This window comes from Magnetofaba australis IT-1, from assembly GCF_002109495.1.
GTDB classification, from domain to species: Bacteria; Pseudomonadota; Magnetococcia; order Magnetococcales; family Magnetococcaceae; genus Magnetofaba; species Magnetofaba australis.
The window spans coordinates 317,348-332,176 of record NZ_LVJN01000021.1; the positions used below are offsets into that span (position 1 = coordinate 317,348).

Here is a 14,829-nt window from a genome sequence, read left to right on the forward strand (position 1 = left end):
GGAATCGTGTTAGTGCGTATGTTATTATTTCTAGTTCGTCATCTGGACAACTTTCAGTGCAGCTGTGTGTTAGGTGTGAGTGAGCAAACAATGGACGATAAAGCCAAGGATTCGCATGAAGACATGCTGGATCATCCCGGCGTGTTGGCGGTTGTAGGCGCGATGCAGCCCAATAGAGATGATCCTACCGATGAAGAGGCCGTACGCGCAGTGGCGCAGGCGAATCTTCAAGTCTACGCCTCCTGGCCGGATGAGGCGGATATGCTTGATGAGTTGATGGTTGGCAATGGATAAGGGTTCGCCATCCCCTCAGCAATACAAAATTCCAGGCACGATCAAACAGCGCGTTGAGCAACTCAATCAGGATCCTGAAGCGCGCAAGCGTTTGAAGGATCGTCTGGAGAGCATCCGCGAGATTTATGCAGGCCTGAAAATAGCCAAGCGATGGCAGGGCGTGCGCTTGGATGAAGGATTATTGGCGATCTTTGGCTACCAGTACTTTCTGAGCATGAACGCCCACAAAGCGGACCACGCCATTATCCTGGGCGACCCGCACAAGAAAGCCGGTTTTACGCTGCACTGGTTATGCCGGGTGCGTCCCATCCAACTCTTGGATGTAGAGCGCAAAGAGGCGCACTATCCCATCTTCGTTAATGAAGTGTTGGCCATCCACAGCGCCATGGCGCTGCTGGGCCTGCAACTGGACCCGAATAAACCCGGCGCCGAAACACCGAGACAAGGCCCCTTTGTTTCACAAAAGCTTTACGCTGCCTTATTATATAAGCTGTGGCATTATCCTCAATCGCCCGAATCCCTGTTCACTGAGATGTACCTGCTCGAATCCGCCTGCAAAGGCAATACACCCTGAGCTGTTTTTTCGCCATCCAGGCCCCTTGGCCATTGAAACCCGCAGCGCCCCCCCTAACCCGCCACCACTTCCCCACGGCGGCGCCTTGCGCTAGGCTGGGCGGATTGTCCGAGCCCGCCCGCATGGGCTCCTCACCGCCTGAAGAATCGATCCCCAGCACCATGACCCAGACCGATACCCCCGTTTCCCAAAGCCTGCAACAGGCTCGTGAACTCATTGAATCCGGTGAGTTGGCGCAAGCGCAGACGCGACTCAAGGAGTTGCTGGCGCAGGATCCCCAGAACGTCGAGGCGATCCATCTGTTTGGCGTGCTGGGATTCCAGGCCGGTCAGGCGCAGATGGCGCTGCCGTTTTTTGACCGCGCCATTGCGCTCAACCCCCGCTTTGCCGAGGCCTACGCTGATCGCGGCGCAGCATTGCTCAGCATGAATCAGACGGAACACGCCCGCCATGCGCTGGAGGAGGCGGTGCAGTTAAATCCTAACCTGCCCCTGGCGTGGTTCAATCTGGGGCTGGCGCGGCGCATTGATCACGACGGCCACGGCGCGGTGGAGGCGCTGGAGCGAGCGGTGCATCTGGATCCTGGTTTTGTGCAGGCGCATCTGCAACTGGGTGATCTGCGCCGCGCCCAGGCGGAGCTCTCCCGCGCCATTGAACACTACGCGCAGGTGGTCGAGACCCATCCGGACTTTGTCGAAGGGTTGATGAAGCTGGGCGGCGCGCGCATTCAGGCGGGAGTGTTCGCCGCAGCCATGGCGCCGCTGGAGCGGGCGGCGCAACTGGAGCGCCACGGCGTCACCGGCGCACGCATTCAGATGCTGCTGGGCGGCGCGCATCAGGGCTTGATGCAGTGGGCGCAAGCGGCGGAGCGTTATGAAAAGGCGCTGGAACTGGAACCGGAACTGCTCGAAGCGGCGATCAATCTGGCCACCGTTACCGGTCGTTTGGGGGATGCGGCGGGGGCGCGAGCGCGCTTCGATGATCTGCTGCAGGCCCACCCTGACGCCGCCCCCTGCCATGTGCTGCTGGGCGAGCATCTGCTGTTTGAAGGCGACCCCGAGGCGGCGCTGGCGGCGTTTCAAAACGGGGTGGAGCGGGATGCGGGCGATCCGCGCGCCCACAGCGGCTTGGCCCACGCCCATCTGACTCTGGGCAATTGGGAAGCGGGTTGGCGGGAATACGACTGGCGCTGGAAGCGCGGCGATTTCATTGAGGAGCCACGGGATTTCGGCGCGCCGCTGTGGACCGGCGAGGAGATAGGTGACAAAAGCCTGCTGCTGCACGCCGAACAGAGCGACGCCGACGCCATCCAGTGCGCGCGTTTTCTCAATGAAGTGGAAGAGCTGTGCGACACGCTCTTTGTGGAGTGCTCCGCCGCCGTTGCGCCGCTGTTGGAAGCTTTGCTCAACAATGCCCAGGTGATTGTGCGCGGCGAGGCCCTGCCCGATGTGGATCTGCACGCGCCGTTTTGGGATCTGCCCCGCTGCCTGGGGGTAGAAAAGGATGATCTCCCGGGTGAATTCCCCTATCTGCAAGCCGATGACGAGCGGCAGGCGCAGTGGGCGCAGGATCTGGGAGAGCCCGCCCAAGGACGTGTGGGCTTGGCGTGGTCGGGCGGCGTCACTGAGCGTATGCGGCGAGAGCGCTCCCTGCCTTGGGCGCTGATTCAACCGTTATGTGATAACGGTGTAATCGACTGGCATAGTGTGCAACTGAGCCCGCCGCTATCGGGCCCTGGCGCGGCGGAAGTGGAGACGCCAGCACCCGCCAATTGGATCGATCATACCGCCCAATTCAGCGATCTGGCGCAAGCCGCCGCCTACATCATGCAGCTGGATCTGGTCATCGCGGTGGATGACGCCGTGGCGCATCTGGCCGCCGCGCTGGGCAAGCCGGTGTGGCTGCTGCTGGCTGACAACGCCGATTGGCGTTGGGCGGGCGATGGTGAAAGCAGCGTGTGGTATCCCACCATGCGCCTGTTCCGCCAGCCTCACGGCAAGAGTTGGGAGCCCGTGGTCGACGCCGTGCAAGCGGCCTTGAAGGACTGGATCGCGCAACGATGAAGATGTCCCTTTAAAATGCGCATGCGACACCAAAACTGCACAGAATAGCCAGTGTTTGCGTGACGCAGTTTGAGCTTGCGCTGACGATTGGCCGCCGCCTGGTCGGCGGCGGGGTGATTCGGGCCATCCATGGCCCTCACCCTTCGGGCTCGCTGCGCGAGTCCGATTCGGCAATCCTGCCGAATCGTCAGGGGGCCGCGCCCCCAGCGCCACAGGCGAAGCCGTATCAACAATCAATGGGCGGAGCCCACGGTTTGGCTTTTGATTTTGGGAGTTCGAGGGCGGAGCCCTCGATATCTTATAGCTTTCCAACGCCCATTTCCGAATGCTGACGACTATAGCGACCATCTTCACATTTTTCCTCGGGCTGGCCGGAGTGGCGGGGTTTATTCTCCTCTCCCTGCCGCTGCCGTGGCTGCTGGGGGCGCTGACCGGCTGCCTTGTCGCCGCCCTGCTGGGCGCGCCCATGGCCCACCCGCCGCGTCCGCTGGCGGAGTTTCTGCGCAGCGGCATGGGGTTGATCATCGGCTCAGGCTTCTCGCCGCACATTCTGGATCTGCTCACCCCCTACGCTATCAGTCTGAGCGTACTCACCCCCTATGTGGCGCTGCTGGCCGCCATCGGCGCCTGGCACTACCGCCGCTTCGGCGGCATGAACGCGCTCACCGCCTGGATCGCCGCCATCCCCGGCGGCATGACCGAAATGACCCTGATGGGCCGCGATCTGGGCGCTAATCTGACCCAAGTGGCGCTGGCCCACCTGATGCGCATTCTCATGCTGGCGTTTGGGCTGTCGTTTGTCTATCAGTGGCTTTTGGGCATCGACCTATCACGCCCGGACGCCCTGGGCGGCGTGGATATCGGCAAACTGAGCGCTCGCAACTGGGGCGAGATGCTGGCGTTGGCGGTGTTGGGTTGGCAGGGCGCGGCGCGCTTGCGTCTGCCCGGCGCGTCGGTGTTGGGACCGATGCTGCTCACCGCCACAGCGCAGATCAGCGGGTTGACGCAGATTCATCTGCCCTGGCAGGTGACCGGGGTGGCGCAGTGGGGCGTGGGGGTGACCATCGGTTGCGCCTTTATCGGCGTCACTTGGCGACAGGTGGCCCATGCGGCGCGGGTCACCGGCGTGTTGATGGCGGGATATGGGGTGTTGACTGCGGGATTCGCCTGGAGCGTGGCGCGGCTGATCGGCTTTTCGCCGTGGGAAGCGTTGTTGGCCCTGGCCCCAGGCGGACAGGCGGAGATGTGCATCATCGCCGCCACCGCTGGGCTCTCCGTGGCCTATGTGGGCGCGCATCATTTGACGCGCATCTTCCTGATCTTCACCATCGCGCCAATCTGGTTGGCTCGACAGCAACGAACAGCGCTGCGGTAACACGCGCCCGATCGATAAAGGGAAATATCGAAAAGCCCCAGAGGCGCGCCAGAGGGGGGAATTCCAGCGCGCGATCCAGGGGTGAGTTAGCGCCGACTTACGCCAGCGTGATACTTTTGGTGCGGTCGCCTTTGGGGCGGGTTTCGCGCACCACTTCGCCGGTGACCCGATAGTAGATATTCTCGGCCACGTCGGTCAAATGGTCGCCGATGCGCTCCATATCCCGTGCAATGCAGACCAGATGCGCCGAAGAGTCGGCCTGTTCCGGGTGCGCGGCCATATGCGCCAGCAGGCTGGAGAAGATGCCGTTGTGCAGCTCATCCACCTCTTCATCACCGCTCCACACACTGATGGCGGCGTTGACGTCTTCGCTCTCATGGGCTTCGCGCAACTTGGCGATGGCTTTGATCAGCATGGCGCCCATCTGCAGCAACTGCTCCAGATTGAACGAGTGCTCCAGCCGCGCCAGGGTTTCCACCCGTTCGGCGATGTTGGCGGCGTAGTCGCCAATGCGCTCCAGTTGCGGCGCGTTGCGCAGCGTGGAGATCACCGCGCGCAGGTCGCGACCCATGGGCTGGCGCAGCGCAATCATGCGCACGCCCTGACCGTCCAGGCTCATCTGGTGGCTATCGGTCAGACTGTCCAGATCGATGGCCTCTTTGGCCTGGGACAAATCCCCCTTCTCCAGCGCCTTGAGACTCAGCTCAAGTTGATGCTCGGTGCGTTGAATCATTTGGCGGATGCTCTCGTCGAGCCCAGCCAGCTCCTCCTCATAGGAGGTAACGATGTGTTGTGCAATCGGCGCGTTCATCTCGCGTCTCCTTTGCTAAACCTGTGTGCTATCCCCAATCATTGGGGAGCGGTTTGGCTCCATATGAACCACTCATCTGCGAGCCCCCTTTTTGCGGTGTGTCACATGCAGATGACGCAAAATGGCGCGGCATGCTTATGTGACATTTCCATGGCTTTTATGTTACTCATTTATCGCAGCCATTGCAACAGTTTTGTGAACATCTAATTAACCATAAAAAAACAGCTTGTTATACTCTATATTTTGCAGAATCTCGGGTTTTTAGCAAAAAATTTTGTCACATAAATGTCATAATTCAAATCGTCCCCTGTACAACGTAACCGGGGCAACCATTGCCATATTTGGTGATAAACGCTACAAGGGCCTGTTATTGCCGCAATCCGCGCCCCGCGCCCGCGTCACCTATCAAGCTCGAGTCTGCACATGTTTTCAACGCCCACGCCGCTTCAGATGCGCCTGATTGTGCTGCTGTGGCTGCTGCTCACGCTGCCCATGGCCCTGTTCCTGGGATACGGCAGCGATCCCGACGCCTGGATCATGGCCCACACCGGCGAGCGCATGCTCGAGGCCGGACGCTATATCAGTTCGCGCACCACCGGCTTCCCCCTCATGGAGGGGTGGATGGCCCTGGCGGCGTGGCTGGGCGGCGGCGCGGCGTTGAGCAATCTGCTCAGTGTGTTTAGCGGCGTGATGCTGCTGTTGGGTTTGGGGCAGTTGGCGCGCGGCGGCGCATTCCGCCATCCGTTGGCGGTGATTCTCACCATTGCCTTGATGCCGATGATGCTGAAGAACGGCGCATCAAGCATGGACTACCTGCCGGCCATGGCGCTGATGACCTGGGCCTACGCCAAATTGCGCGACGACCAGCCCTATGTGGCGGCGCTGCTGATCGGCGCAGCCTGCGGCTTCCGCCCCACCAGCGGGCTCTATGCGCTGCCCGCCATGGCGTGGATCCTGGTGCAGGGCGGCGGTTTCAAACTGGCCATGCGGGTGTTCCTCATCGCCTTCTTCACCGGCATGGCGGCCTTCTCGCCCTCGCTCTACACCTACGGCATCCCCCTTTCGGTCACTTCGGACATTCCGCTTGCCGCCAAAAAACTGATTCTGATTGGCGGCTATCACTTCCTCAACTTCCTCGGCCATGCGCAATCGCTCATCGTGTGGCCGCTGCTGGCGTGGCTGCTGTGGCGACGCCGCGCCGCTGGGGAAAAGCTCTCCGCCAATCCCGATGTGGCGTTGCATCTGACCGTCATCGCATCTTGGCTCCTGCTCTATATGCTCTCGCCTCTGGAGCCGGAATATCTCATCCCCATGCTGCCATCGTTGATCATGCTGTTGGATCAACTGGCCACGGGACGCGCTTTTGTGGCGCTGTGCGCGCTGTTGCTGTTCAACCATGTGGGCAACATCGACACCCTGGGCGGCGTCAGCGGTCACCGTTATGTGGAGCTGTCGCTTAAGCCGGGCTATCTCTATCGCGATATCCAGGATCGCCGCTTCAAGCTGTCGTTCCGCGCAGCGGCCAACGCCTATCACCCGCAGCAGCCCACGCTGTTGATGTATGGCGATCTGTGGATGGCGCCGCACAATCCGGCCTGGCGCAAGCACCCGGATGGCGATTTGAAGATGCTCTGCCAAGTGGATGGCAAGCTCTGTCTGCGGCGTCCGGTGCAGGAGCGCGAACATTTTGAGAAGCTCAAACAGATGGGCTATCGCATGGTGCTCTGGAGCGGGCGCAACTGGGAGTACGCCGCCACCGGCAACACCATCTGGCGCGAATATGTGGAAGTGGTCGATTCCCTGGACGACTTCTTTGGGCGCCCCATTGTGGGACGTCCGATTCAGTAGTGTGATTGAGTACGGCTGGGGATGATGTAAGAGACTGGGGCTTCGCCCTGGACCTCATTGAGTTGGCGGCTTGGTGCGTGTTTAACGCTCTGAGCAGAGTTGGGGATGATGAAAGAGGCTGGGGCTTTGCCCCAGACCCCATGAGGGCGCCGCCCTCAACCCGCCAGGGCGTTGCCCTGGACCCACGAGGGCTCTGCCCTCGACCCGGCAGGGAAATGATTTCCCTGCACCCTCGTTAAGTTGGCGGCTTTGTGCGCGTTTTGAAGTTTCGTGCGTAATTTAAAGTATCTTGCGCAATCAAGAGATCCAGTCCGTTCGACTCCCGAGAGCCTATTCTTATATATAAAGGAATCCTTACCATGGCGTTGGCGGAATTGCAGACGCAGATCACCGGGTGGGGGCGCTATCCGCTCCACCCGGGACGGCTCAATCGACCGGAGAAGATACGCGATTTGCGCCTGCCGGAGTCCGGCGGCGCCATCGCCCGCGGCCAGGGACGCGCCTATGGCGACGCCGCCACGCCCCATGACAACGAACTGGCGGTGCAGACCGAGCGCCTCAACCGCTTTTTGGCGTGGGATCCCATGGCGGGGCTGCTCACCCTGGAGGCGGGCGCCACCCTCTCGGAGGTGATCGAATTCGCCGCCCCGCGCGGCTTCTTCCCCCGCGTGGCGCCGGGCACGCGGCTGCTCTCCATCGGCGGCGCCATCGCCGCCGACGTGCATGGCAAGAATCATCACCACATGGGCAGCTTCGGCTCCCATGTCTCCGAAATCGAACTGACCCTGGCCAGCGGCGAAACGGTGGTCTGCAGCCCCCGCGAAGACGCCGAACTGTTCTGGGCCACGGTGGGGGGCATGGGGCTGACCGGCTTCATTCGTCAGGCCAGCATTCAGTTGCAGCCCATCGACAGCGTGTGGGTGAGCGCGCGCCACTACCCTTGCGCCAATCTGGACGAAGCGTTCCGCATCTTTGAAGACCCCCTGCGCGATGATCAACACACCGTGGCGTGGGTGGATGCGCTGGCCAGCGGTCCCAACCTGGGCCGCTCGGTGGTGATGGCTGGGCATCATGCGGTGCGCGACGAACTGCCGCCCCACGTCGCCGATAACGCCCTGGCGCTGAAGCCCAAGAAAGAGCGCAACTTCCCCCTGGATCTGCCCGCCTGGGCGCTCAATCCGCTCAGCGTGAAGATGTTCAACGCCCTCTATTACAAGACCCAGGCGGCCAAGACCGCACCGTTTGTGTGCGACATCGAATCGTTCTTCTTCCCCCTGGACGCCATCGGTCAGTGGCATCGGCTGTATGGCAAGCGCGGGTTTGCCCAGTTCCAGTGCCTGATTCCCCGCGCCCGCGCCCATGAGGGAGTGCGGGAGATTCTGGAGCGCGCCGCCAAAGCGCGTAAGGCGTCGTTCCTGTCGGTGCTGAAGCGGTTGGGACCGGGCAACCCGGCGCCGCTCTCCTTCCCCGACGATGGTTATACGCTGACTCTGGATCTGCCGTATAACGACAAGCTGCCTGCATTCCTGGGCGAGTTGACCGACCGTCTGACCAGCTATGGCGGGCGGCTCTATCTGGCCAAGGACGCCTTCGCCACGCCGGAACAGTTCCGCATCGGCTATCCGCAGTTTGACCAGTGGCTGGCGGTGAAGCAGAGAGTCGACCCGGAGTGGCGCATCCGTTCGGCGCTATCGCAACGCCTGGGCATGGAGGTCGGACAATGACGCAACCCTCCGCAAGCGCCGGGCAACCGGTTTGGATTCTGGGCGCCACCTCCGGCATGGCGCGGGGGTGCGCCATTGAGTTGGCCAAGCGCGGTCATCCGCTGTACCTCTCCGGGCGCGACGACGAGGAGTTGCGACGCCTTGCGCTGGACCTCTCTGTGCGTTACGGCGTAACGGTTCACCATGGCGAATTCGACATTGAGGAGATCGACTCCCACGCCGACGCGCTGAAGCAGGTGATTGAAACCTGCGGCGGGCTGTATGGGGTGGTGTTCGCCATTGGTTATTTGGGCGATCATCTGAAGGCGCGGGAGGAGTGGCGCGAGGCCAATGCGATCATTGTGCGCAACTTCACCGGCGCGGTGTCGGTGCTGGGTCTGGCGGCCAACCATCTGGAGAAGCAGGCGGATGGCTTCATCATCGGCGTGACGTCGGTGGCGGCGGACCGGGGGCGGCAGAGTAACTATCCCTATGGCGCGCCCAAGGCGGGGTTGTCGGCGTGGTTGGCGGGGTTGCGCAATCGGCTGGCGCCGACTGGGGTGCGGGTGATTGAGATCAAGCCGGGGTATGTGGATACCGCCATGACCTACGGCTTGCCGGGATTGTTTTTGGTGGCGGACCCGAATGATGTGGGGCGTGATATTGTGCGGGCGTTGGATAAATCTCGGGACGTGTTGTATTTGCCGGGGTTTTGGCGATTGATCATGTTGATTATCCGCAGCGTGCCGGAGCCGATCTTCAAGAAGATGAAGCTGTAAGAGTGTGTGCGGGAAAGAGTGCGAGCCAGCATATGTAAGGTGGCCGCCGACTGGTCGGCGGCGGGGTCTGGGGCCTGCGGCCCCAGCGGGTGTGGGCGGCGCCCACGGTTTGGCGGTTGTCTTTGGCCGTTTCCCCATTGAACAGAGGTCGAGCCAGTAAGGAGTTAAGCGGAGCTGGGAGGGATGAGCCCGCAAGGAGGCCGTCGGGGAAACGGCAGTGAGCGATATGTCGGCGCAGCCGACAGGAGCGAATGCAGTAGAACTCGAAGCCAGGGAAAGCCAAAAAGTGTTTGGGGTAGGTTGCCCAACGCCGCCGCAAATTCAAGCACGCATGCGACTCTTCTTTCTGCAATCGGATATTCCGGGATTCTCAAAATTTCAGAGCGAAGATCCCCATGCAGATACCGAGTTACGCAGTTGGCTGGTGGGCTATAGACAGCATTTCAGCCAACTGGACGGCCATCTGCGTTCTGATATCGAAGGGGACTCAATTAAAGGCTTTTTCAACAACTATGGCGATCTGTTGGAAGCCGCGCGCTACCTGCACAGCAAAGGGCCGGAGATCAAATTGGAATTCCCCCAACTGGAGGGGTTCCGCATCTTGCTCAATACGCGCTATGCCCACACTGTGCCCGATGGCGATAATCACGAATTCACCACGCCCGGCATCACCGAAACCGTGCGCACCGACCAGCCCATGAAGGATTTCCTCAAAGCGCGCAATCTCTCGCAAAACGCTGTGTGGTGCCTGGAACCTTTCCAAGCCTATGTGGAGCCACGCCATGTGACGAGCATTCAGTTTGAGGCAATTCCTGAAACGCTGCAAAAAGGCAAGAACGACGGGGATTGCCCGCCGTTGTACTGGGTACGGTTTGATTAAGGCGGCAACTCAGAAGGGATCGTCATCCCGCAGCAGAATGATGGCGTCGCCCTGTTCGCGGATCACCCCTTCGGACTTAAGCGTGCGCAGCAACCGAGACAACGTCTCCGGCTGAAACGACAGACGCGCCGCCAGCACCCGTTTGGAGACCGTCAAACGCACGGTGTCGCCCCCCTCCACGGTCTTATTGGCCTCTTCGCGCAACCAAGTAAGAAGGCGCTCGCGGGAGCGTTGCAGCGTCACCCGATCCAGCTCCATCAACAGCCCGTGCAGACGGCGGCTCAAATCCCCCAGTAGGGTAAAACAGCTCTCCGGGCATTCGCGCATCAGCTTCAGATAGAGATCGCCGGGAATCTCCGCCACCTGCGCATCGGCCATGGCCTGGGCGCTCACCGGATACCGCTTTTCGCCCACAAACATCAACGCCTCGGCAAAGCTCTGACCCGGGTTGATCAACTCCACCACCTTCTCGCCGCCATCCGGGGAGAGCCGGAACAGTTTGATCACCCCAGTGATCACAATATAGAAGGCGTCCGCCGGATCGTCCTGATGAAACAGAATCTCCCCTTCCGCCAAACGCCGGGTGGCGATGCGCGCAGCGAGTCTCTCCCGTTGCGGCTGCGGCAGATTGGCGATGAGTGGATTTTCCAAAGGCAACATGAGTTTCCCTAAAGGCTGGGTGAATAGGTCTGGCGAAAATCAAATGAAAACGGGGCGCCCGATGTGATCGGGCGCCCCGTTAATATACTGCGCAAGCAATCCGAAGGTTAATGGATTACTTGTTGCCCTTCAGGAATTCGATCACGTCGGCGCGATCGGCCTCTTTTTTGAGCTTGAAGGTCATTTTGGATTTCACCTTCTCGCCAGCCACGCCGGAAAGGTAGGCGGAAGCGTCGGCCAGGTATTCCATCAGCATCGCTTCATCAATTTTGAAACCTTTTTCACACGCTTTGTGGTAGCCGTCGGAGTACTTGAACTCGGCGTTGTGGCCGCAGTTCTGCTCATAGACGCCAAACAGGTTGGGGCCGACCTTCTTCTTGCCGCCCTGATCCCAGGTGTGGCAGGCGCCACATTTTTTCATCAGCTTTTCGCCTTTGGCGGCGTCGCCCGCTTGCGCGGGAGCAGCAGCGAAAGCCAGAGAAGCGGCGGACAGCAGAGCGGCGATAGCCAGACGGGAAACACGCATGTGTTGATCTCCTAAGAACATGATTATATCCGCCCAGTGGGCGGGATCTTCGACGCTTCCAGACCGACCCTCTCGACCGGGAAACATCCAAAGGCCATTGGCTTGAACGTCCTTTGGCCAGCCAAACGACTCAGCCGCCTCGATTTGAGAAGACAACTGCAAGCCGCAAAACCGAGCAAAATCCCAACAATAGGCGCATAATCAGGCCGCCTTGACCATTCCGTGGCAAAACTGGGCAGATTGTTGCCGCGAAACGATGTGCGGTCAAGAAGAATCGACGTAAAAATGTTCTTGCCAATACGCTTTTTCTCCGAGCAGAGGAGAAGCTTAACTCTCATTACTTGCGCAAGTCTCTAGATTTCCGTGTATTTTTTCTCCGTTGTTGGGAATTGCCCTGGTGAGTGTCGTTACATCTTCAACTATAACGCCTGTTCGTCATCCTCATGTGATGCTGGCTCATCATGGCGCTTTTCCGCAGGTGCGCGGCGGTGTGGACGCCATGCTCAATACGCTGGCGGCGTCATTACCAGAGCAAGGCGCGCGGGTGAGCGTGTTCAACATCGCGCCTTGGACGCAGCCCCAATGGACCCGACATCAGGAGGGGGAGATTACGGTACACTCCGGGCGATTGCGTCCGTTGTGGGATCCCAAGAGCCCCATCAAAGGGTTCCTGGGCGGCCTGTGGGAGGGCGTGCGCACGCTGTGGCGGCTGCGCCGACTGTGCCGTGAAGAGAGCGTCGACGTCATCCATCTGTTCACCTGCCAGACCCAGCACGCCTATTTCACCCTGCTGCGACTGGTGAGCGGTCCGCGCTATGTGATCACCTATGTCGGCTCGGATATCCTCAAATTCCCCGAAAGGCCTCGATCCCGTGTGTGGCTATTGCGTTGGATTGCATCGCACGCCCACGCCATCACCGCCGTGGCGGAGCATCTGGCCGACGCTGCGCGAGAACGTTTCCCGCATCTGCGCAGCCGGATTCGGGCGCTGCTCAACGGGGTGGATCTGGCCGGTGTGGTCGCCACGCCGGAGGATGACGCCGAGGCGCTGGAGATCATCGCGCAACTGCCCGCCCGTTTCGCCTTGCAAGTGGCGTGTTTGGATCCCATCAAGGCGCAGGACGCAGTGATCCAAGCCTGGGAGCAGGTGCAGGCGCGGCATCCGGATCTGCACCTGGTGTTCATGGGCACAGCCGCCAATGAGCCGCCGCAAATCGCCTTGATGAACGAATTGATGGCGCGCAATCCGGGGCGCGATCGCATTCATGTATTCGATAGTCCGCCCCGCGCAGCGGCGCTGGCGGCCATGCGCCGGGCGGAGATGATGATCCACCCGTCGCGCAGTGAAGGGTTGCCGTTTGTGCTGCTGGAGTGCGGTGCGTTCAATCTGCCTGGGGTGTTTTCGCGCATCCGCCCCTATGTGGATCTGTTGGACGATGGCAAAGAGGGGCTATTGGCGACTCTGGATGATCCCGACGCCATCGCAGCGGCCATGAATCAGCTAGCCGATGATCCCCTGGCCGCGCGTGCGATGGGGCGCGCCTTGGGAGAGCGGGTGCGCGCGCGGCATGATGCGCGGGTGATGGCCAAGAGTTACTTTGAACTGTATTGCCAAATTGTAGAATAACGGCGCGATATACCGTCCCCATGCTTTATCAGCCAAAATTGCACAGAACGACCAATGTTTGCGTGACGAAGGGTGAGCTTGCGCTAACTATTGGCCGCCGACTGGTCGGCGGCGGGGTGATTCGGGCCATCCATGGCCCTCACCCTTCGGGCTCGCTGCGCGAGTCCGATTCGGCAATCCTGCCGAATCGTCTGGGGTCCGCGCCCCCAGCGGCCACAGGCGAAGCCGTATCTAACAGATTGGGCGGCGCCCACGGTTTGTCTTTGGTAGTGGCTTTGCCGTTTCCCCATTGAACAGAGGCGGCGCCAGTGGGAAGTTGAATCAGGAGCGCCGAGCCACGAGCCAGCACGGAGGCCATCGGGGAAACGGCAGGTGAGCAGGCCCGTAGGGCCGTCGTCCGCAGGACGGAGAATGCTTTAGGACTCGACGCCAGGGAAAATTAGAATGCGTTTATATATAACATTTATCCTTGCTAACCTCTGATATATTCGATACTGTGTAGAAGGCCAATACACACAAAACAATAAGGGTCTAAAATGGAAAAGACAGAATCTTCAAAAGCTCTAAGAAAGACTTTTTCATACATACTATGGGCTGGCTTTACATTAGTTCTTATTTCACAAGTAATAATTTTAAAGTTTCCAAATATGTTCTGGAGCGAGTTACTTACAGGAACGGTATCAACAATTGGCATTTCAATGATAGTCGCTTATTTTTTTACGTATACAGCAGGGAATACTGAGTTTATCCGGCATATTGCATCTGTTCTAGAAGACATAGTTATCAACAGAGCATTTTTATCTAATCTTGACCCAGTAAAAAAAGAATCAATAATCCAGCAGGTGCTTGCCGCATCAGAAAAAGAACTAAAAAATAACTCATCATTGAAAAAATATTATCAATACTTATCACAAAGAGCTATAAAAATTAGTAAAGAAACCACAAGAAGCAATTATAATATTCAGTGCACTGCGAGAAAAGAAGAAGGAAAAATCGTTATTGATTCAATCTACTCGTACAGGGAGCATCCTTCACAAGATGGTTACGACGACATCTCTTTACGATTTGACATGGGAAAGTGTGTATCTGTTACAATTAAAAGAGATGATGGGAAGACAAAAAAGGTAATCCCCTTGCCTCACATAACGAATGATGAAAAGACTGATGATATTGAATACGTAGAGTATATTCTCGACAAAGATGGACTTTACCATACCACAATCAAAGTGAACGAGTTTGCCAACACATCAAAAGAGCTTTACATAACAATGCGTATAACTGAAATCGGGCAAGACCATTGGAACCTTTATACGTTTACATCATTAAAACCAACAGATGGATTTACTTTTCATATCAATATGAAAGATGAAGAACTAGCAATAAAAAAACATGATGTGTTTGTTACAACAAAAAAAGAAATGCTCGATATTTGTGTTGAAAAAGATGAGATGCGAGTTGAGTGCTCACAATGGGTTGATGGTGGAGCAGGACTTGCAGTATTAATTGCAGATAAAGAGACCGGAGGAATGGAAATTAATGGCGATTCAATTATGCCATGTAATTTTCCAAAACCCCCTGGTAATTCAGGGGACACTCACTCCCACTCAAATTAGGTAATTCAAGAATTCCGCAAGAATTCCGGGGACGGTCACTTAATTAAAATGATATGATGGCCACTGACAGAACATC

General features: G+C 58.6%; 13 protein-coding genes. 10 read left to right on the forward strand and 3 right to left on the reverse strand.

Annotated elements, in window-relative coordinates; all coding sequences use genetic code 11:
- The first annotated feature begins 90 nt into the window (after window positions 1-90).
- The 4 genes from MAIT1_RS20095 (at window position 91) to MAIT1_RS20110 (ending at window position 4,306) form a co-directional block, all read left to right on the forward strand.
- The gene (locus MAIT1_RS20095) at window positions 91-294 is read left to right on the forward strand and encodes a hypothetical protein (protein ID WP_085446795.1); all 204 of its coding nucleotides are present in this window, start codon (window positions 91-93) and stop codon (window positions 292-294) included.
- The gene (locus tag MAIT1_RS20100; protein ID WP_143814978.1) at window positions 281-868 is read left to right on the forward strand and encodes a hypothetical protein; all 588 of its coding nucleotides are present in this window, start codon (window positions 281-283) and stop codon (window positions 866-868) included. The genes MAIT1_RS20095 and MAIT1_RS20100 overlap by 14 nt, the downstream gene beginning before the upstream one ends.
- Before the next feature lie 104 nt (window positions 869-972).
- On the forward strand, window positions 973-2,931 hold the full coding sequence (locus MAIT1_RS20105; protein ID WP_143814979.1) for a tetratricopeptide repeat protein: 1,959 nt from the start codon (window positions 973-975) through the stop codon (window positions 2,929-2,931).
- A 325-nt stretch (window positions 2,932-3,256) separates the two neighbouring features.
- Window positions 3,257-4,306, forward strand: coding sequence for an AbrB family transcriptional regulator (locus tag MAIT1_RS20110; RefSeq protein WP_085446801.1), 1,050 nt, complete (start codon window positions 3,257-3,259; stop codon window positions 4,304-4,306).
- 97 nt (window positions 4,307-4,403) lie between these two features.
- Here MAIT1_RS20110 and phoU read toward each other — a convergent pair whose 3' ends face one another.
- Entirely contained in the window at window positions 4,404-5,117 is a 714-nt protein-coding gene (gene phoU, locus MAIT1_RS20115; protein WP_085446803.1) for a phosphate signaling complex protein PhoU, read from the reverse strand.
- Window positions 5,118-5,540: 423 nt separating this feature from the next.
- Between phoU and MAIT1_RS20120 the strand changes: the two genes are divergently transcribed.
- The 4 genes from MAIT1_RS20120 to MAIT1_RS20135 all read left to right on the forward strand — a co-directional run bounded on the left by MAIT1_RS20120 (window position 5,541) and on the right by MAIT1_RS20135 (window position 10,327).
- Complete coding sequence (locus MAIT1_RS20120) at window positions 5,541-6,965, forward strand: hypothetical protein (RefSeq protein ID WP_085446805.1); 1,425 nt, start codon at window positions 5,541-5,543, stop codon at window positions 6,963-6,965.
- Window positions 6,966-7,324: 359 nt separating this feature from the next.
- Entirely contained in the window at window positions 7,325-8,689 is a 1,365-nt protein-coding gene (locus MAIT1_RS20125; protein ID WP_085446807.1) for an FAD-binding oxidoreductase, read from the forward strand.
- Window positions 8,686-9,447: an SDR family oxidoreductase gene (locus MAIT1_RS20130; RefSeq protein ID WP_085446809.1), complete on the forward strand. Its 762-nt coding sequence runs from the start codon at window positions 8,686-8,688 to the stop codon at window positions 9,445-9,447. The genes MAIT1_RS20125 and MAIT1_RS20130 overlap by 4 nt, the downstream gene beginning before the upstream one ends.
- A gap of 217 nt (window positions 9,448-9,664) precedes the next feature.
- Window positions 9,665-10,327, forward strand: coding sequence for a hypothetical protein (locus MAIT1_RS20135; protein WP_143814980.1), 663 nt, complete (start codon window positions 9,665-9,667; stop codon window positions 10,325-10,327).
- 9 nt (window positions 10,328-10,336) lie between these two features.
- Here the strand turns inward: MAIT1_RS20135 and MAIT1_RS20140 are convergent, their stop codons facing one another.
- Together MAIT1_RS20140 and MAIT1_RS20145 are read right to left on the reverse strand one after the other, a co-directional pair.
- Window positions 10,337-10,987 carry a Crp/Fnr family transcriptional regulator gene (locus tag MAIT1_RS20140; RefSeq protein ID WP_085446813.1) on the reverse strand — a complete coding sequence of 217 codons (651 nt, stop codon included), beginning with the start codon at window positions 10,985-10,987 and terminating at the stop codon, window positions 10,337-10,339.
- A 115-nt stretch (window positions 10,988-11,102) separates the two neighbouring features.
- Entirely contained in the window at window positions 11,103-11,513 is a 411-nt protein-coding gene (locus tag MAIT1_RS20145) for a c-type cytochrome (protein WP_085446816.1), read from the reverse strand.
- Between the two features lie 448 nt (window positions 11,514-11,961).
- Between MAIT1_RS20145 and MAIT1_RS20150 the strand changes: the two genes are divergently transcribed.
- Window positions 11,962-13,140, forward strand: coding sequence for a glycosyltransferase family 4 protein (locus tag MAIT1_RS20150; protein ID WP_085446818.1), 1,179 nt, complete (start codon window positions 11,962-11,964; stop codon window positions 13,138-13,140).
- A gap of 536 nt (window positions 13,141-13,676) precedes the next feature.
- A complete protein-coding gene (locus tag MAIT1_RS21685) occupies window positions 13,677-14,753 on the forward strand; it encodes a hypothetical protein (RefSeq protein ID WP_143814981.1) in 1,077 nt (358 codons plus the stop codon).
- Window positions 14,754-14,829: the final 76 nt, after the last annotated feature.

What these genes read in the sequence shown, in the direction of transcription:
- MAIT1_RS20095 (WP_085446795.1), top strand. Translation starts at nt 91, where the DNA reads ATGGACGATAAAGCCAAGGATTCGCATGAAGACATGCTGGATCATCCC.
- MAIT1_RS20110 (WP_085446801.1), top strand. Translation starts at nt 3,257, where the DNA reads ATGCTGACGACTATAGCGACCATCTTCACATTTTTCCTCGGGCTGGCC.
- phoU (WP_085446803.1), bottom strand. Translation starts at nt 5,117, where the DNA reads ATGAACGCGCCGATTGCACAACACATCGTTACCTCCTATGAGGAGGAG.
- MAIT1_RS20120 (WP_085446805.1), top strand. Translation starts at nt 5,541, where the DNA reads ATGTTTTCAACGCCCACGCCGCTTCAGATGCGCCTGATTGTGCTGCTG.
- MAIT1_RS20125 (WP_085446807.1), top strand. Translation starts at nt 7,325, where the DNA reads ATGGCGTTGGCGGAATTGCAGACGCAGATCACCGGGTGGGGGCGCTAT.
- MAIT1_RS20130 (WP_085446809.1), top strand. Translation starts at nt 8,686, where the DNA reads ATGACGCAACCCTCCGCAAGCGCCGGGCAACCGGTTTGGATTCTGGGC.
- MAIT1_RS20140 (WP_085446813.1), bottom strand. Translation starts at nt 10,987, where the DNA reads ATGTTGCCTTTGGAAAATCCACTCATCGCCAATCTGCCGCAGCCGCAA.
- MAIT1_RS20145 (WP_085446816.1), bottom strand. Translation starts at nt 11,513, where the DNA reads ATGCGTGTTTCCCGTCTGGCTATCGCCGCTCTGCTGTCCGCCGCTTCT.
- MAIT1_RS20150 (WP_085446818.1), top strand. Translation starts at nt 11,962, where the DNA reads ATGCTGGCTCATCATGGCGCTTTTCCGCAGGTGCGCGGCGGTGTGGAC.
- MAIT1_RS21685 (WP_143814981.1), top strand. Translation starts at nt 13,677, where the DNA reads ATGGAAAAGACAGAATCTTCAAAAGCTCTAAGAAAGACTTTTTCATAC.